Annotated in this window: 17 protein-coding genes; 14 read left to right on the top strand and 3 right to left on the bottom strand. The window is 54.9% G+C overall.

The window, feature by feature from the left end; genetic code table 11:
• The 13 genes from mraY to mutT form a co-directional block, all read left to right on the top strand.
• A partial coding sequence (gene mraY, locus ACZAHD_RS09060; RefSeq protein ID WP_462456462.1) for a phospho-N-acetylmuramoyl-pentapeptide-transferase occupies positions 1 to 885 on the top strand: 885 nt, incomplete at its 5' end.
• A 2-nt stretch (positions 886 to 887) separates the two neighbouring features.
• Entirely contained in the window at positions 888 to 2,204 is a 1,317-nt protein-coding gene (gene murD, locus ACZAHD_RS09055) for a UDP-N-acetylmuramoyl-L-alanine--D-glutamate ligase (RefSeq protein WP_462456461.1), read from the top strand.
• Complete coding sequence (gene ftsW, locus ACZAHD_RS09050) at positions 2,204 to 3,463, top strand: cell division protein FtsW (protein ID WP_462456460.1); 1,260 nt, start codon at positions 2,204 to 2,206, stop codon at positions 3,461 to 3,463. The genes murD and ftsW overlap by 1 nt, the downstream gene beginning before the upstream one ends.
• Entirely contained in the window at positions 3,460 to 4,530 is a 1,071-nt protein-coding gene (murG, locus tag ACZAHD_RS09045) for an undecaprenyldiphospho-muramoylpentapeptide beta-N-acetylglucosaminyltransferase (protein WP_462456459.1), read from the top strand. The genes ftsW and murG overlap by 4 nt, the downstream gene beginning before the upstream one ends.
• A gap of 47 nt (positions 4,531 to 4,577) precedes the next feature.
• The gene (gene murC, locus ACZAHD_RS09040; RefSeq protein WP_462456458.1) at positions 4,578 to 6,053 is read left to right on the top strand and encodes a UDP-N-acetylmuramate--L-alanine ligase; all 1,476 of its coding nucleotides are present in this window, start codon (positions 4,578 to 4,580) and stop codon (positions 6,051 to 6,053) included.
• Positions 6,046 to 6,966: a D-alanine--D-alanine ligase gene (locus ACZAHD_RS09035; protein WP_462456457.1), complete on the top strand. Its 921-nt coding sequence runs from the start codon at positions 6,046 to 6,048 to the stop codon at positions 6,964 to 6,966. Before murC ends, ACZAHD_RS09035 begins: the two co-directional genes overlap by 8 nt.
• Position 6,967: 1 nt before the next feature.
• Complete coding sequence (ftsQ, locus tag ACZAHD_RS09030; RefSeq protein WP_462456456.1) at positions 6,968 to 7,801, top strand: cell division protein FtsQ; 834 nt, start codon at positions 6,968 to 6,970, stop codon at positions 7,799 to 7,801.
• Positions 7,798 to 9,060: a cell division protein FtsA gene (gene ftsA / locus ACZAHD_RS09025; protein ID WP_462456455.1), complete on the top strand. Its 1,263-nt coding sequence runs from the start codon at positions 7,798 to 7,800 to the stop codon at positions 9,058 to 9,060. Before ftsQ ends, ftsA begins: the two co-directional genes overlap by 4 nt.
• 62 nt (positions 9,061 to 9,122) lie before the next feature.
• Positions 9,123 to 10,274: a cell division protein FtsZ gene (gene ftsZ / locus ACZAHD_RS09020; RefSeq protein ID WP_462456454.1), complete on the top strand. Its 1,152-nt coding sequence runs from the start codon at positions 9,123 to 9,125 to the stop codon at positions 10,272 to 10,274.
• Between the two features lie 100 nt (positions 10,275 to 10,374).
• Complete coding sequence (gene lpxC, locus ACZAHD_RS09015) at positions 10,375 to 11,292, top strand: UDP-3-O-acyl-N-acetylglucosamine deacetylase (RefSeq protein WP_004857886.1); 918 nt, start codon at positions 10,375 to 10,377, stop codon at positions 11,290 to 11,292.
• Between the two features lie 249 nt (positions 11,293 to 11,541).
• Positions 11,542 to 12,036 (top strand): secA translation cis-regulator SecM, encoded by a 495-nt coding sequence (secM, locus tag ACZAHD_RS09010; RefSeq protein ID WP_462456453.1) that lies wholly within the window; start codon positions 11,542 to 11,544, stop codon positions 12,034 to 12,036.
• A 59-nt stretch (positions 12,037 to 12,095) separates the two neighbouring features.
• Positions 12,096 to 14,801 (top strand): preprotein translocase subunit SecA, encoded by a 2,706-nt coding sequence (secA, locus tag ACZAHD_RS09005; protein WP_462456452.1) that lies wholly within the window; start codon positions 12,096 to 12,098, stop codon positions 14,799 to 14,801.
• Positions 14,802 to 14,860: 59 nt separating this feature from the next.
• Positions 14,861 to 15,256, top strand: a complete 396-nt coding sequence (gene mutT, locus ACZAHD_RS09000) for an 8-oxo-dGTP diphosphatase MutT (protein ID WP_462456451.1) — start codon at positions 14,861 to 14,863, stop codon at positions 15,254 to 15,256.
• A gap of 48 nt (positions 15,257 to 15,304) precedes the next feature.
• Here mutT and yacG read toward each other — a convergent pair whose 3' ends face one another.
• Genes yacG through coaE form a run of 3 tightly spaced genes read right to left on the bottom strand, consistent with a single transcriptional unit; the run spans position 15,305 to position 16,875 of the window.
• Positions 15,305 to 15,502 (bottom strand): DNA gyrase inhibitor YacG, encoded by a 198-nt coding sequence (yacG, locus tag ACZAHD_RS08995; RefSeq protein WP_462456450.1) that lies wholly within the window; start codon positions 15,500 to 15,502, stop codon positions 15,305 to 15,307.
• Between the two features lie 9 nt (positions 15,503 to 15,511).
• Positions 15,512 to 16,255, bottom strand: a complete 744-nt coding sequence (gene zapD / locus ACZAHD_RS08990; protein WP_462456449.1) for a cell division protein ZapD — start codon at positions 16,253 to 16,255, stop codon at positions 15,512 to 15,514.
• Entirely contained in the window at positions 16,255 to 16,875 is a 621-nt protein-coding gene (gene coaE / locus ACZAHD_RS08985) for a dephospho-CoA kinase (protein ID WP_462456448.1), read from the bottom strand. The genes zapD and coaE overlap by 1 nt, the downstream gene beginning before the upstream one ends.
• A gap of 347 nt (positions 16,876 to 17,222) precedes the next feature.
• Here coaE and ACZAHD_RS08980 point away from each other — a divergent pair, with 347 nt between their 5' ends.
• Entirely contained in the window at positions 17,223 to 18,266 is a 1,044-nt protein-coding gene (locus ACZAHD_RS08980) for a GMP reductase (RefSeq protein ID WP_462456447.1), read from the top strand.
• Positions 18,267 to 18,286: the final 20 nt, after the last annotated feature.

The following is an 18,286-nucleotide window of genomic DNA, read 5'->3' as shown; positions in this document are numbered from 1 at the left end:
AGCAAACGCGGTACGCCGACCATGGGCGGGATCATGATCCTGACCGCCATTGTGGTCTCTGTCCTGCTGTGGGCCTACCCGTCCAACCCGTACGTATGGTGTGTTCTGACCGTGCTGATCGGCTACGGCATCATCGGTTTTGTCGATGACTACCGTAAGGTGGTGCGTAAAGACACCAAAGGGCTGATCGCCCGCTGGAAGTACTTCTGGATGTCGGTGATTGCGCTGGGCGTTGCGTTCGCGCTGTATATGGCCGGTAAAGATACGCCAGCGACCCAGCTGGTTGTGCCGTTCTTTAAAGACATCATGCCTCAGCTGGGGCTTTTGTACATTCTGCTGGCTTACTTCGTGATTGTCGGTACCGGCAATGCGGTCAACCTGACCGACGGTCTTGATGGCCTGGCGATTATGCCGACCGTATTTGTGGCGGCGGGTTTCGCGCTGGTGGCATGGGCAACGGGCAACATGAACTTTGCCAACTATCTGCATATCCCTTATCTGCGCCACGCCGGGGAACTGGTCATCGTCTGTACGGCGATCGTCGGCGCAGGTCTCGGTTTTCTGTGGTTCAACACCTATCCGGCACAGGTCTTTATGGGTGATGTCGGCTCCCTGGCTCTCGGCGGCGCGCTGGGCATCATTGCCGTGCTGCTGCGTCAGGAGTTCCTGCTGGTGATTATGGGTGGCGTATTCGTGGTGGAGACTCTGTCGGTTATTCTGCAGGTCGGTTCCTTCAAGCTGCGCGGTCAGCGCATCTTCCGTATGGCGCCGATTCACCACCACTATGAACTGAAGGGCTGGCCAGAGCCGCGCGTTATCGTGCGCTTCTGGATTATTTCGCTGATGCTGGTGCTGATTGGCCTGGCGACGCTGAAGGTACGTTAATCATGGCAGATTATCAGGGTAAAAAAGTCGTCATTATTGGCCTGGGAATGACCGGGCTGTCTTGCGTGGACTTTTTCATGGCGCGCGGCGTGACGCCGCGGGTGATGGATACCCGCGTCGCGCCTTCCGGTCTGGATAAGCTGCCGGAAGAGGTAGAACGCTACGTGGGGGGCCTGAATGAAGACTGGCTGCTGGCAGCGGATCTGATTGTGGCAAGCCCTGGTATCGCGCTGGCGCATCCTGCACTGAGCGAGGCGGCGGATGCGGGCGTCGAAATCGTCGGTGACATTGAGCTATTCTGCCGCGAAGCGCAGGCGCCGATTATCGCGATTACCGGCTCTAACGGGAAAAGTACCGTGACAACGCTGGTGGGCGAGATGGCAAAAGCGGCCGGCATGAATGTTGGCGTCGGTGGCAATATCGGTCTGCCAGCCCTGATGTTACTTGATGCCGACCGCGAACTGTACGTTCTGGAACTCTCCAGCTTCCAGCTGGAAACCACCTCCAGTCTGCGAGCAGTGGCCGCAACGATTCTCAACGTGACCGAGGATCATATGGACCGCTACCCGCTGGGTCTGCAGCAGTATCGTGCGGCGAAACTGCGGGTGTATGAAAATGCGAAAACCTGCATCGTGAATGCCGATGATGGGCTGACGATGCCGGTACGCGGCGCCGATGAGCGCTGCATCAGCTTCGGCGTTGATGTTGGCGACTATCACCTTAACCGCCAGCAGGGAGAAACCTGGCTGCGGGTGAAAGGTGAGAAGATCCTGAATGTTAAAGAGATGCACATTACTGGACAACACAACTACAGTAACGCGCTGGCTGCATTGGCGCTGGCTGATGCCGCCGGCCTGCCGCGGGCCAGCAGTCTCAAGGCGCTGACCACCTTTACCGGTCTGGCGCATCGTTTCCAACTGGTGCTGGATCATAACGGCGTGCGTTGGATCAATGATTCCAAAGCGACCAACGTTGGCAGTACCGAAGCCGCGCTGAACGGGCTACATCTGGACGGTACCCTGTATCTGCTGCTGGGCGGCGATGGCAAATCCGCTGATTTCACGCCGCTGAAGTGTTATCTGGCGGGCGACAATATCCGCCTGTACTGCTTCGGTCGCGATGGCGATCAGCTGGCGGCACTGCGCCCGGAAGTGGCGACGCAAACCGGGACGATGGAAGAGGCGCTGCGCCAGATTGCCCCGTTGCTGAAGTCGGGCGATATGGTGCTGTTATCGCCAGCTTGTGCCAGCCTTGATCAGTTTAAGAGTTTCGAACAACGGGGTGATGTCTTTGCCCGCCTGGCGAAGGAGTTAGGTTGATGCGTTTATCCCTCCCGCGCCTGAAAATGCCTCAGTGGAGACTGCCGCGCCTGCCGGGGATGTTTATCTTCACCTGGCTGTTTGCGGCCCTGAAAGGCTGGGTGATGGGCTCGCGGCAGAAAGATAACGATAGCTTGGTCATGTATGACCGGATGCTGCTGTGGTTGACGTTTGGTCTGGCCGCCGTGGGTTTCATTATGGTGACATCGGCTTCCATGCCGGTAGGGCAGCGGCTGGCCAACGATCCTTTTCTGTTCGCCAAGCGTGACGGGTTATACATTCTTCTGGCGCTGGGCCTGGCCCTCGTGACGCTGCGTCTGCCGATGGAATTCTGGCAGCGGCACAGTACGGCGATGTTGATTGCATCTATCGTCATGTTGCTGATCGTCCTGGTCGTCGGTAGCTCGGTAAACGGGGCATCGCGCTGGATTGCATTAGGTCCGCTGCGTATTCAGCCTGCGGAATTTACCAAGCTGTCGCTGTTTTGCTACATCGCCAACTACCTGGTGCGTAAAGGTGATGAGGTCCGGAATAATCTGCGCGGCTTCTTAAAGCCGATGGGCGTGATTTTCGTGCTGGCTATTCTGCTGCTGGCGCAGCCGGACCTCGGTACGGTCGTGGTGCTGTTCGTCACCACCCTGGCGATGCTGTTTCTCGGCGGCGCTAAGCTCTGGCAGTTCATCGCCATTATCGGCATGGGGATCTCGGCGGTGGTGCTGCTGATCCTTGCCGAACCGTATCGTATTCGCCGCGTAACTTCTTTCTGGAACCCGTGGGAAGACCCGTTTGGCAGTGGTTACCAACTGACTCAGTCGCTGATGGCTTTCGGCCGCGGCGAAATGTGGGGGCAGGGCTTAGGCAACTCGGTACAGAAACTGGAGTATTTACCAGAGGCACATACCGATTTCATCTTCGCCATTATCGGCGAAGAACTCGGTTATATCGGTGTGGTACTGGCCCTATTAATGGTATTCTTCGTCGCCTTTCGCGCCATGTCGATTGGTCGTAAGGCTCTGGAGATTGATCATCGCTTTTCCGGCTTCCTGGCCTGCGCCATTGGTATCTGGTTTAGCTTCCAGGCGCTGGTTAACGTCGGGGCGGCGGCAGGCATGCTGCCTACGAAAGGCCTGACGCTGCCGCTTATCAGTTACGGCGGATCCAGTTTGCTGATTATGTCGACGGCCATCATGTTGCTGTTGCGAATTGATTATGAAACGCGCCTGGAAAAAGCCCAGGCGTTTACACGGGGTGTTCGATGAGCGGTCAGGAAAAGCGGTTAATGGTGATGGCGGGCGGTACCGGTGGGCATGTGTTCCCTGGGCTGGCGGTCGCGCACCATTTAATGGACCTGGGCTGGCAGGTTCGCTGGCTCGGCACCGCCGATCGTATGGAAGCGGATTTAGTGCCGAAACACGGCATTGAGATTGATTTTATCCGCATATCCGGCCTGCGTGGTAAGGGGCTGAAAGCGCTGCTGTTAGCGCCGGTACGTATCTTCAACGCCTGGCGTCAGGCGCGGGAGATCATGAAGCGTTTCCAGCCGGATGTCGTGCTGGGGATGGGCGGTTACGTTTCCGGCCCTGGCGGCCTGGCGGCCTGGTCGCTGGGTATCCCGGTGGTCCTGCATGAGCAAAACGGCATTGCTGGCCTGACAAACAAATGGCTGGCAAAGATCGCAAAGAGGGTGCTGCAGGCGTTCCCGGGAGCGTTTCCGCATGCTGATGTGGTGGGCAACCCGGTGCGTAATGATGTGCTGGCGCTGCCGTTACCGGAACAGCGTCTGGTTGGGCGCCAGGGGGCGATCCGCGTCCTGGTGGTGGGCGGTTCGCAGGGAGCCCGTGTACTGAACCAGACTATGCCGCAGGTGGCGGGAAAACTGGGCACGGCGGTCACTATCTGGCATCAAAGCGGGAAAGGCGGCCAGCAGACGGTGCAGCAGGCCTATGCGGATGCCGGGCAGCCGCAACATAAAGTGACTGAATTTATTGATGACATGGCGGCGGCGTATGCCTGGGCCGATGTTGTTGTGTGTCGTTCCGGTGCGCTGACGGTGAGTGAAATTGCCGCAGCAGGTTTACCGGCGTTATTTGTGCCGTTTCAGCACAAGGATCGTCAGCAGTACTGGAATGCCCTGCCGCTGGAGAAAGCGGGTGCAGCGAAAATTCTCGAACAACCTCAGTTTACCGTCGATGCCGTCGTGCAGACGCTGGCCGGTTGGGATCGGGAAACGCTGCTGGATATGGCGGAACGAGCGCGTAGAGCCTCGATTCCGGATGCTACCGAACGGGTAGCAGAAGAAGTGAGCGCTGCAGCACTGGCGCGCTAATCGCGGTGAATCCCACCGCCCGTATAAAGAAGTTGATGGCGTAAAGAATGAATACACAAGATCTGGCGAAACTGCGTTCCATAGTGCCCGAGATGCGTCGCGTCCGGCATATTCACTTTGTTGGCATCGGTGGTGCCGGTATGGGCGGTATTGCCGAAGTTCTGGCTAACGAAGGCTACCAGATTAGCGGTTCCGACCTGGCACCGAATCCGGTTACGCAACAACTGTCGCAGCTTGGCGCCACGATCTATTTCAATCATCGCCCGGAAAATGTTCGCGATGCGAGCGTGGTCGTCGTTTCCAGCGCAATCTCTGCGGAAAACCCGGAGATTGTTGCCGCGCATGAAGCGCGTATTCCGGTCATTCGCCGCGCGGAAATGCTGGCGGAGTTGATGCGTTTTCGTCATGGCATTGCGATTGCAGGCACGCATGGTAAAACCACGACCACGGCGATGGTCTCCAGTATTTATGCGGAAGCAGGTCTTGATCCCACCTTCGTCAACGGTGGACTGGTTAAAGCGGCAGGCGTTCACGCCCGCCTCGGTCACAGCCGCTATCTGATTGCGGAAGCGGATGAGAGCGATGCATCGTTCCTGCATCTGCAGCCGATGGTCGCGATTGTGACTAATATCGAAGCCGATCATATGGATACCTATCATGGCGACTTTGAGAATCTGAAGCAGACGTTTATTAACTTCCTGCACAACCTGCCGTTCTACGGACGTGCGGTGATGTGCGTGGATGACCCGGTGATTCGTGAACTGCTGCCGCGCGTTGGCCGCCAGATCACCACCTACGGTTTTAGCGAAGATGCCGACGTGCGCGTAGAGGATTACCGTCAGGTCGGTGCCCAGGGTCACTTCCGTCTGGTTCGTCAGGATAAAGAGTTGCTTCAGGTGACCCTGAATGCGCCCGGTCGGCATAATGCGCTGAACGCGGCGGCAGCGGTTGCAGTCGCCACCGAAGAGGGCATTGATGACAGCGCAATCCTGAGGGCGCTGGAAAGTTTCCAGGGAACCGGCCGTCGCTTTGATTTTCTCGGTGAATATCCGCTGGCTGAGGTCAATGGCAAAAACGGTAGCGCGATGCTGATCGATGACTATGGTCATCATCCGACAGAGGTGGATGCCACGATCAAAGCGGCACGCGCCGGCTGGCCGGATAAAAATCTGGTGATGTTATTCCAGCCGCACCGTTTTACGCGTACGCGCGATCTGTATGATGATTTTGCTAACGTGCTCACTCAGGTTGATGCGCTGCTGATGCTGGATGTCTATTCCGCCGGTGAAGCGCCGATTCCTGGCGCCGACAGTCGTTCGCTGTGCCGTACGATTCGCGGTCGTGGCAAGGTGGATCCGATTCTGCTTTCCGATCCGGCACAAGCTGCGCAGATGCTGGCGTCGGTACTGACCGGGAATGACCTGATTCTGGTACAGGGGGCGGGAAACATCGGAAAAATCGCCCGCCACCTGGCGGAAATCAAACTCGTGCCGCAAAAAACGGAGGGGGAGCGCCATGGCTGATAAAATCGCGGTTCTTTTCGGCGGTACCTCTGCTGAGCGCGAAGTGTCGCTCAATTCAGGGACTGCAGTACTGGCAGGCCTGCGTGAAGCGGGCGTGGATGCGCACCCCGTCGATCCGCGCGACGTGGATGTTACCCAGTTGAAAGCGCAGGGTTTTAAGAAAGCCTTTATTGCGTTGCATGGTCGCGGTGGGGAAGATGGGACGCTGCAGGGACTGCTGGAGCTGATTCAACTGCCTTACACCGGCAGCGGCGTGATGGCGTCGGCGATTTCCATGGACAAAATTCGCAGCAAATTATTGTGGCAGGGCGCGGGGTTACCGGTCGCGCCATGGGTTGCGCTGACGCGTGCGCAGTTCAATGTTGGCCTGTCTGCTGAGATTGAACAGCAGATTGCTGCACTGGGTCTGCCATTGATTGTTAAACCGGCTTGCGAAGGTTCGAGCGTCGGCATGTCGAAAGTCAGCGAAAGTTGTGCATTACATAATGCATTGACGCTGGCTTTTCAGCATGATGAAGATGTTCTGATTGAAAAATGGCTTAGTGGGCCTGAATTCACCGTCGCTATCGTGGGTGAAGAAATTTTACCATCAATTCGTATCCAGGTGGCTGGAACCTTCTATGATTATGAGGCGAAGTATCTCTCTGATGAGACGCAATATTTCTGCCCTGGTTGTGAAGATCCTGCCCGTGAGTCAGAAATTCAGGCCCTGGTAGTTAAAGCCTGGAATGTTCTCGGTTGTAAAGGCTGGGGACGTATTGACGTGATGCTGGACAGCGATGGCCAGTTTTATTTGCTGGAAGCTAATACTTCCCCTGGCATGACCAGCCACAGCCTGGTGCCGATGGCGGCGCGTCAGGCCGGGATGAGCTTCTCGCAGCTTGTTGTTCGAATTCTGGACCTGGCGGGGTGATATGTCGCAGGCTGCGCTGAATACGCGGAACCACGAAGAAGAGGAAGCCTCTTCTTCGCGTCGGAGTAATGCAACTCGTCTGGCCGGGATTGTCTTCCTGCTGACGGTGCTATGTACCGTGTTGGTCAGCGGGTGGATGGTTCTGGGCTGGATGGAGGATGCACAGCGTTTACCTCTGTCCAGGATGGTGGTAACCGGTGAGCGTCACTACACGCGTAACGATGATATCCGCCAGGCGATTCTGGCACTGGGGCCGCCGGGGACCTTTATGACGCAGGATGTCAACATCATCCAGAGTCAGATTGAGCGTCTGCCGTGGATTAAGCAGGCGAGCGTCAGAAAGCAGTGGCCGGACGAATTGAAGATTCATCTGGTTGAATATGTGCCGATTGCGCGTTGGAATGATCAACATATGGTCGACGTAGAAGGTAATTCCTTCAGCGTCCCGGCGGATCGGACCAATAAGCAGAATTTACCGATGTTGTATGGCCCGGAAGGCAGTGAGAACGAAGTGTTGCAGGGATATCGCGACATGGGGCAGGTACTGGCAAAGGATAAGTTTACGTTGAAAGTAGCGGCGATGACCGCACGTCGTTCCTGGCAGTTGACGCTGAATAACGATATTAAGCTCAACCTTGGCCGAGGCGATACTATGAAACGGCTTCAGCGCTTTATGGAACTCTACCCGGTCCTACAGCAGCAAGCGCAGACCGACGGCAAACGGATAAGCTACGTTGATTTGCGTTATGACTCGGGTGCAGCGGTTGGCTGGGTACCTGCTCCCGCAGAGCAAACTAATCAACAACAGAATCAGGCACAGGCAGAACAACAATGATCAAGGCGACGGACAGAAAACTGGTAGTTGGACTGGAGATTGGCACCGCGAAGGTTGCCGCTTTAGTAGGGGAAGTTCTGCCCGACGGCGTGGTCAATATCATTGGCGTGGGTAGCTGTCCATCGCGTGGTATGGATAAAGGCGGGGTTAACGACCTGGAATCCGTGGTGAAATGCGTTCAGCGCGCCATTGATCAGGCCGAACTGATGGCGGATTGCCAGATTTCGTCAGTGTATCTGGCGCTTTCAGGTAAACATATTAGCTGTCAAAATGAAATTGGCATGGTGCCGATTTCAGAAGAAGAAGTCACGTTGGACGACGTTGAGAACGTGGTGCACACCGCGAAATCGGTCCGCGTACGCGATGAGCATCGTGTCCTGCACGTTATCCCGCAGGAATACGCTATCGACTACCAGGAAGGGATTAAAAACCCGGTGGGGCTGTCCGGCGTACGTATGCAGGCTAAAGTCCATCTGATTACCTGCCATAACGATATGGCGAAAAATATTGTTAAAGCGGTGGAACGGTGCGGCCTGAAAGTGGACCAACTCATTTTCGCCGGTTTAGCATCCAGTTATTCTGTGTTGACGGAAGATGAACGTGAACTGGGTGTCTGCGTCGTGGACATCGGCGGTGGTACAATGGATATCGCCGTGTATACCGGCGGTGCGCTGCGCCATACCAAAGTGATCCCGTACGCGGGCAACGTGGTCACCAGCGACATCGCCTACGCTTTCGGAACGCCACCGAGCGATGCCGAAGCGATTAAAGTTCGCCATGGTTGCGCGCTGGGTTCCATTGTCGGTAAAGACGAAAACGTCGAAGTACCGAGCGTGGGCGGGCGTCCGCCGCGCAGTCTGCAGCGCCAGACGCTGGCAGAGGTGATTGAGCCGCGTTATACCGAGCTGCTCAACCTGGTGAATGAAGAGATTCTGCAACTGCAAGAGCAGCTGCGCCAGCAAGGGGTGAAGCACCATCTGGCGGCAGGAATTGTTTTAACGGGTGGCGCCGCGCAAATTGAAGGCCTTGCCGCCTGTGCTCAGCGCGTGTTCCATACGCAGGTTCGTATTGGTGCGCCGCTGAATATTACCGGTTTAACGGATTATGCCCAGGAGCCGTATTATTCGACGGCGGTTGGGTTGCTGCACTACGGGAAGGAATCTCATCTCAGTGGTGAAGCCGAAGTGGAAAAACGCGTAACTGCATCAGTTGGCTCGTGGATTAAGCGACTTAATAGCTGGCTGCGAAAAGAGTTTTAATTTTTTAAGAGAACGCAGAAAATTAGCGTTCTCAGGCGACAGGCACAAAACGGAGAGAAACTATGTTTGAACCTATGGAACTGACCAACGACGCGGTGATTAAAGTCATCGGCGTCGGTGGCGGCGGTGGCAATGCCGTCGAGCACATGGTACGCGAGCGTATCGAAGGTGTGGAATTCTTTGCGGTCAATACCGACGCGCAGGCACTGCGTAAAACGGCTGTTGGCCAGACAATTCAGATCGGTAGCGGTATTACCAAAGGTCTGGGTGCGGGGGCAAACCCGGAAGTCGGTCGCAATGCGGCTGATGAAGACCGTGAAGCGCTGCGTGCTGCTCTTGATGGTGCAGACATGGTGTTTATTGCGGCAGGTATGGGTGGCGGTACCGGTACCGGTGCCGCGCCAGTCGTCGCTGAAGTGGCGAAGGATCTGGGTATCCTGACCGTTGCGGTTGTCACTAAGCCGTTTAATTTTGAAGGCAAAAAGCGCATGGCGTTCGCCGAGCAGGGGATCACTGAGCTGTCCAAACATGTGGACTCGTTGATCACCATTCCGAACGACAAACTGCTGAAAGTTCTCGGCCGCGGTATTTCGCTGCTGGATGCTTTCGGCGCTGCAAACGATGTACTGAAAGGCGCGGTACAGGGTATTGCCGAACTGATCACCCGTCCGGGTCTGATGAACGTCGACTTTGCGGATGTGCGTACCGTGATGTCCGAAATGGGCTATGCGATGATGGGCTCCGGCGTGGCGAGCGGTGAGGACCGTGCGGAAGAAGCGGCTGAAATGGCTATCTCTTCTCCGCTGCTGGAAGATATCGATCTGTCCGGCGCGCGCGGCGTTCTGGTCAACATTACGGCGGGCTTCGACCTGCGTCTGGATGAGTTTGAAACCGTGGGTAACACTATCCGTGCTTTCGCTTCGGATAATGCGACCGTGGTTATCGGTACGTCCCTTGACCCGGATATGAACGACGAACTGCGCGTTACTGTTGTGGCCACCGGTATCGGTATGGACAAGCGTCCGGAAATTACCCTGGTGACCAACAAACAGGTTCAGCAGCCGGTCATGGATCGCTACCAGCAGCACGGTATGGCTCCGTTAACTCAAGAGCAGAAACCGGTTGCGAAGGTGGTGAACGACAATACAACGCAAACTGCGAAAGAGCCGGATTATCTGGATATCCCAGCGTTCCTGCGTAAGCAAGCCGATTAAGAATTGGCTGGAAGTTGGGCATCAGCGCTCTTTGTGCTAAACTGCCCATCCGAATGTATTGTACACTTCGGTTGGATAGGTAACTTGGCGAGATTATACGATGATCAAACAAAGGACTCTTAAACGTATCGTTCAGGCGACTGGCGTCGGTTTGCATACCGGCAAGAAAGTCACCCTGACGTTGCGCCCTGCGCCGGCAAATACCGGGGTCATCTATCGTCGCACCGACTTGAATCCACCGGTTGATTTTCCGGCTGATGCCAAATCTGTGCGTGATACCATGCTCTGTACTTGCCTGGTCAACGAGCATGACGTGCGGATTTCGACTGTCGAGCACTTGAATGCCGCACTGGCAGGTCTCGGCATTGACAACATCGTTGTTGAAGTCGATGCGCCGGAAATTCCAATTATGGATGGTAGCGCTGCACCGTTCGTTTATCTGCTGCTGGATGCGGGCATTGATGAGCTGAACTGTGCCAAGAAATTTGTACGCATCAAGGAGACTGTTCGGGTCGAAGATGGCGACAAATGGGCTGAATTCAAACCGTACAATGGTTTTTCGTTGGATTTTACCATCGATTTTAACCACCCGGCGATTGATGCAAGCAGCCAGCGCTATGCGATGAACTTCTCTGCTGATGCATTTATGCGCCAGATTAGTCGCGCTCGTACTTTTGGTTTTATGCGTGATATCGAATATCTGCAGTCCCGCGGCCTGTGCCTGGGCGGCAGCTTCGATTGTGCCATCGTTGTTGACGATTATCGCGTATTGAACGAAGACGGTCTTCGCTTTGAAGATGAGTTTGTCCGCCACAAAATGCTGGATGCGATTGGTGACTTGTTTATGTGTGGTCACAATATCATCGGTGCATTCACGGCGTTCAAGTCAGGTCACGCGTTGAATAACAAACTGTTGCAGGCTGTTCTGGCAAAACAGGAAGCCTGGGAGTATGTGACTTTCGAAGACGAAGCAGAACTGCCGCTGGCATTCCGCGCACCGTCAATGGTTATGGCATAAGCCTGACCATTCAGTAAAAAAGACTGGTAACCTGGTACTCTCTCCGACCAGGGAGCCAGTTTTTTTCTTTTTTTGTCCCCTTTGCTGGTTCTGCCCCGATTCTACGACGCTGTTCATTGTTCGTTCGCTGATTTATTGAACGTTTTTGCCGCGTTGTAACCGTCATTCCTGCTGCTGTCGTGTGGTATTAATGGTAGTATTTGGGCGCAAAAATATTTCCTGGGGTTGTTTCAACTAAAGGTAACGTACGTGAGTGGATTGCTGACGCGCTGGCGACAGTTTGGCAGACGGTATTTCTGGCCGCATCTCCTGTTGGGGATGGTCGCGGCTGGCTTTGGCCTGCCTGCGCTTAGCAACAGCCACGACACAGCTTCGCCGACGAAAACCACGGCCAGCAACCACAGCCCGAACAAAGTCAATTTTTCCCAGCTGGCGCTGCTGGACGCCAGTCGTCGACCGAATTTTACCGTTGATTACTGGCATCAGCATGCTATTCGCACGGTTATTCGTCATCTCTCATTTGCGATGGCGCCGCAAGCGTTGCCGGTTGCCGAAGAGTCTTCGCCATTTCAGGCGCAGCATCTGGCTTTACTCGACACACTCAGCGCCCTGCTGACGCAGGAGAGCAAACCGCCGGTGATTGTTCGCCAGGCGGCTTACACCCCGTCCCATTCTGCATTTTCTGTCTCCACCTGGATTAGCCAGGTGGCAGGGATTCGCGCAGGACCTCAACGTCTCAGCTGAACTAAAAACGGATGATTCTTTTTTGTGACTCCGCATCGCGGGGCGTTTGAGATTTTATTATGCTAATCAAATTATTAACTAAAGTTTTCGGTAGTCGTAACGATCGTACTCTGCGCCGCATGCGCAAAACCGTTGGCCTCATCAATGCCATGGAACCGGAGATGGAAAAGCTCTCGGATGACGAGCTGAAAGGCAAGACCGCCGAGTTTCGTGCTCGTCTGGAAAAGGGCGAAAGCCTAGAGAGCCTTATCCCGGAAGCCTTTGCTGTGGTTCGTGAAGCCAGTAAACGCGTATTTGGTATGCGCCACTTCGACGTCCAGCTGCTGGGTGGTATGGTGCTTAACCAGCGTTGCATCGCGGAAATGCGCACCGGTGAAGGTAAAACGTTGACCGCAACGCTTCCTGCCTACCTGAATGCGTTGTCCGGTAAGGGTGTTCATGTGGTCACTGTCAACGATTATCTGGCGCAGCGTGATGCTGAAAACAACCGTCCGCTGTTCGAGTTTCTCGGTATGACGGTCGGGATCAACATGTCCGGTTTACCGGCGCCTGCCAAACGTGAAGCGTACGGTGCGGATATTACCTACGGCACTAACAACGAATATGGTTTTGACTACCTGCGCGACAATATGGCGTTCAGCCCGGAAGAGCGCGTTCAGCGTAAACTGCACTATGCGCTGGTGGATGAGGTGGACTCTATCCTGATCGATGAAGCGCGTACTCCGCTGATCATTTCCGGTCCGGCAGAAGACAGCTCGGAAATGTACAAGCGCGTGAACAAGATCATCCCTCATCTGGTTCGTCAGGATAAAGAAGATTCCGACACCTTTACCGGTGAAGGCCACTTCTCCGTTGATGAAAAGGCGCGCCAGGTTAACCTGACCGAACGCGGTCTGGTGCTGATCGAAGAGCTGCTGGTGCAGGAAGGGATCATGGACGAAGGTGAATCGCTGTATTCGCCGTCCAATATTATGTTGATGCATCACGTGACGGCGGCGCTGCGCGCACACGTGCTGTTCACCCGCGACGTTGACTATATTGTCAAAGACGGCGAAGTGATTATCGTCGATGAGCATACCGGTCGTACGATGCAAGGACGTCGCTGGTCTGATGGTCTCCACCAGGCCGTTGAAGCGAAAGAAGGCGTGGATATCCAGAATGAAAACCAGACGCTGGCCTCCATCACCTTCCAGAACTATTTCCGCCTGTATGAGAAACTGGCAGGGATGACCGGTACGGCAGATACTGAAGCCTTCGAATTCAGCTCTATCTACAAGCTGGATACCGTAGTGGTGCCGACCAACCGCCCGATGATCCGTAAAGATATGGCGGATCTGGTCTATATGACCGAAGCGGAAAAAATTCAGGCGATCATCGAAGATATCAAAGAGCGCACCGCCGCAGGCCAGCCGGTTCTGGTCGGTACCATTTCGATTGAAAAATCAGAGGTGGTTTCCCATGAACTGGCCAAAGCCGGTATCAAGCACAACGTGCTGAACGCGAAGTTCCACGCCAGCGAAGCGGATATCGTTGCCCAGGCGGGTTACCCGTCAGCGGTGACCATCGCCACCAACATGGCTGGTCGTGGTACGGATATTATGCTCGGCGGGAGCTGGCAGGCCGAAGTCAACGCCCTGGAAGCGCCGACACCGGAGCAAATCGCACAGATTAAAGCCGACTGGCAGGTTCGTCACGATGCCGTTCTGGCGGCAGGCGGTCTGCACATTATTGGTACCGAGCGTCATGAATCTCGTCGTATCGATAATCAGCTGCGCGGCCGCTCCGGTCGTCAGGGCGACGCCGGTTCTTCCCGCTTCTACCTGTCGATGGAAGATGCCCTGATGCGTATTTTTGCCTCTGACCGTGTATCCGGCATGATGCGTAAGCTGGGGATGAAACCAGGCGAAGCAATCGAGCACCCGTGGGTCACCAAGGCCATCGCTAACGCGCAGCGTAAAGTCGAAAGCCGCAACTTTGATATTCGTAAGCAGCTGCTGGAATATGATGATGTTGCTAACGATCAGCGCCGGGCAATCTACAGTCAGCGTAACGAATTGCTGGACGTTTCTGATGTTAGTGAAACCATCAACAGCATCCGCGAAGACGTATTCAAAGCGACCATTGATGCCCATATCCCGCCGCAGTCTCTGGAAGAGATGTGGGATGTTGAAGGTCTGCAGGAACGTCTGAAAAATGACTTCGACCTTGAGCTGCCGCTGAAAGAGTGGCTGGATAAAGAGCCGGAGCTGCATGAAGAAACGCTGCGTGAGCGTATTCTGCAGAGTGCGATTGAGACCTATCAGCGTAAAGAAGAAGTTGTTGGCGCCGAAATGATGCGTCATTTTGAGAAAGGCGTCATGCTGCAGACTCTGGACTCCCTGTGGAAAGAACACCTGGCGGCGATGGATTATCTGCGTCAGGGTATTCATCTGCGCGGCTATGCGCAGAAAGATCCTAAGCAGGAGTACAAGCGTGAGTCCTTCTCCATGTTTGCTGCGATGCTGGAATCACTGAAGTATGAAGTGATCAGCACCCTGAGCAAGGTTCAGGTCCGTATGCCGGAAGAGGTTGAGGCAATGGAGCAGCAGCGCCGTGAGGAAGCTGAACGTCTGGCGCAGATGCAACAGCTTAGCCATCAGGATGACGACACTGCTGCCGCGGTTGCGCTGGCTGAGGAAACCGGTGAGCGTAAAGTGGGTCGTAACGATCCTTGCCCGTGTGGTTCTGGTAAAAAATATAAGCAGTGCCACGGCCGTCTGAGCTAAGCTCAGAGCATGAAAAATGAAGGCGCAGATATCTGCGCCTTTTTTATGGAATAATGACAATGAAACAACTGCAAATTTCGGTGGGTATTATCCGCAATCCGCAAGGGGAGATCTTTATCACCCAGCGCGCCGCTGATGCCCATATGGCCAATAAACTTGAGTTTCCCGGCGGTAAAATTGAAGCTGGGGAATCTGCAGAACAGGCGCTGGTGCGAGAACTGCAGGAAGAGGTGGGGATTACAGTACGCGCATCCCGTCTGTTTGATAAGCTGGAGTATCAGTTCCCGGACCGTCACATTACCCTGTGGTTCTGGCTGGTGGAAGAGTGGTCCGGCGAGCCGTGGGGGAAAGAGGGGCAGCCTGGGCAGTGGATTGCGCAACGGGCGTTAGTCTCTGAGGCGTTTCCGCCGGCCAATGAACCCGTTATTACGAAATTAGTGCAGGCGGCTTCCTGAATCAGCGTTCCCCGGACAATGCGCGATGTTGCCTTGTCCGGGAATCGGTCATGGTTGCTGTTCCTCGCTCCAGCCATCGCTATCGGACAGATCGCTCGCGCTGGGAATGCGTTTTTCTTCAGCAGCCCATTCACCAAGATCTATCAGCTGACAGCGTTTAGAGCAAAAGGGTCGAAACAGGCTCTGTGTGTTCCAGACCACGGATTTACCGCAGACGGGGCAATTGACGATCGTCTCTTCTGACATTTTTTCTCCTTAACAACACGCCAGTTCAAAATCAAAACGCTCAGGTACCACCCCGAATTCGCTGTCCAGCGGCATGAAGCGGATAGCAAAGCGACTCTTATGGCCGGAGATTTGCGGGTAGAGCTGGTTGGCAATGTCCAGTCGCAGGCGAAGCAGGTCAGCATCTTCACCATTATCCTGATAAAAGCCGTTGAGGCTGGTCAGCTTACGGAAAGGGGCGGCATTACGAATCAGATCGAGGATAAGCACCAGAGATTGAGTCAGCGGATCAAGGCTGGCTATCCATCCTCCGACCTGTTCGTCGCGGTATGCCTGTGGCATGTGCAGCCAGATATGCAGTGTCGGCAAATCAAAACTGCAGCAGCCGCCGGGAATGCTCAGCCGCTGGCGTACCAGCGCAATCAAACGGTCTTCGCGCAGGAACTGGCCGATGCGCGGCGCGGACATCAGCGTGCTGCCGCACTGCTTCAGCTGCTGGCGCAATACGTCAATACGCTGCCGATCGACGCCGGGAATATCTGCCCATGACTGCAATTTTCGCTGCTGGCGTTCCAGCTCTTTCAGCAGGTCCGTCCTGACCTCTCCACGTTCCAGTACATCTAAAAGATCGCCCGCGTTGCGGAAAAAATGAAGTGCATCGGCGTAGCTGGCGATTGTCGGATGAACGGACAATTGCTGGGTCAAAAATTCAATACGCAGCCAGGTGCGCATTTTCTCGTTGAGTGGATGTTCAAACAGAACGGGGGTGTGCATTACGATTTTTCCTGTGAGGCGGCCTGCGATGCCAGTATTAGATACTTTTCATGCAGGCGGGCAACGTCCGATGCGATGGCATCCGGAGGGCCCATGTTTTCAATGACATCATCCGCAACGGCAAGGCGCTGTTCGCGCGTCGCCTGGGCGGCAAGAATATGTTCTGCATGTTCACGGCTGACTCGATCGCGAAGCATCGTACGCGCGATCTGCGTCTCTTTTGGAACATCGACGACCAGCACGCGATCGGCATTCGCGGCCAGCCGGTTTTCTACCAGTAAGGGGACGACCCAGAGAATATAAGGGGAGCTTGCGGCCAGCATCTGCCGACGTGTTTCCTGCTGAATGAGTGGATGCAGCAGCGCGTTAAGCCAGGTTTTATCCTCGGGATGAGCAAAGATTTTTTCACGCAGAGCGCGGCGATTCAGCATGCCGTCATCATTGAGCATCTGCGAACCAAAGTGAGTTGCGATGGCCTGAAGCGCGGTGGTTCCGGGGTCTACAACCTGGCGGGCGATAATGTCAGCATCAATAACGTTAATCCCAAGGTGGGAAAATGCATCGGCCACGGTACTTTTGCCACTGCCAATGCCGCCTGTTAACGCTACCGTATACCTCATACGCTCCGATCCTGAACTGACCATATATACAATTACTCTTCCCAGGTGCCCATTTTGATGAGCACCACGATCGGGTGAATGCTATCCCATCAAGGTGTCAGCAGACCAATGAACAGCCATCACAGTATATACTGGATTGTTTTGTATATATAAATCAAGTGGTTAAAAATGATACGCTGGACTTCGATTATCGCCAGCGCGCCATTCACTGTTCACCAGGTAAATTTATACGATTGTAGCGTAAAAAAAGTGAAAATCGCAGTCTTGCGCAGCCATGATTCGTGCGTATGATAACGTCACTGGAGTTGTGCTCTCACAATAATGCAATTAACCCCAGGAATTCGTTCATGCGTATCGAAGAAGATCTGAAGCTTGGTTTTAAAGACGTCCTTATCCGCCCAAAACGCTCTACCCTCAAAAGCCGTTCTGATGTTCAACTGGAACGTGAATTCACCTTTAAACATTCTGGCCTGTCCTGGTCTGGTGTGCCGATCATTGCCGCTAACATGGATACCGTCGGGACGTTTGGCATGGCGAAAGCGCTGGCTTCTTTCGGTATTCTGACCGCGGTTCACAAGCACTATACCGTTGAACAATGGCAGGAGTTTGTCCAGTCGGTGTCCGCAGATGTGCTGAAATATGTCATGGTGTCCACCGGGACTTCAGATGTCGATTTCGAAAAAACCCAGCAAATCCTTTCTCAGAACCCGCAGCTTAACTTCGTCTGCATCGATGTGGCGAACGGTTATTCTGAACACTTTGTTCAGTTCGTCGCTAAAGCGCGCACAGCCTGGCCGCAGAAAACCATTATTGCGGGTAACGTCGTTACGGGCGAAATGTGCGAAGAGCTGATTCTGTCCGGTGCTGATATTGTGAAAGTGGGTATCGGTCCGGGCTCTGTATGTACCACTCGCGTGAAGACCGGCGTCGGTTATCCGCAGCTGTCTGCCGTTATCGAGTGTGCCGACGCGGCGCATGGCCTGGGCGGCCAGATCGTCAGCGACGGCGGTTGCACAATGCCTGGTGATGTGGCGAAAGCCTTCGGCGGTGGTGCAGACTTTGTCATGCTCGGGGGAATGCTGGCCGGCCATGAAGAGAGCGGCGGTACCCGCGTTGAAGAAAACGGCGAGAAATTCATGCTGTTCTACGGCATGAGCTCCGAATCCGCCATGACCCGCCACGTTGGCGGCGTTGCGCAGTATCGCGCCGCGGAAGGCAAAACCGTGAAGTTGCCTCTGCGTGGACCGGTGGAGAATACGGCTCGCGATATCCTTGGCGGCCTGCGTTCTGCCTGTACCTATGTGGGCGCCTCTCGCCTGAAAGAGTTGACTAAGCGTACGACCTTCATTCGTGTGCAGGAACAAGAGAACCGCGTGTTCAACAGCCTGTAATGCCAGATGCTGGCGCGTTT

Origin of the sequence: Raoultella sp., from assembly GCF_039594335.1 — a bacterium.
Taxonomy (GTDB): domain Bacteria; phylum Pseudomonadota; class Gammaproteobacteria; order Enterobacterales; family Enterobacteriaceae; genus Klebsiella.
The sequence above is the reverse complement of the archived record's forward strand: the minus strand, read 5'-3'. Positions and strand labels throughout refer to the sequence as shown.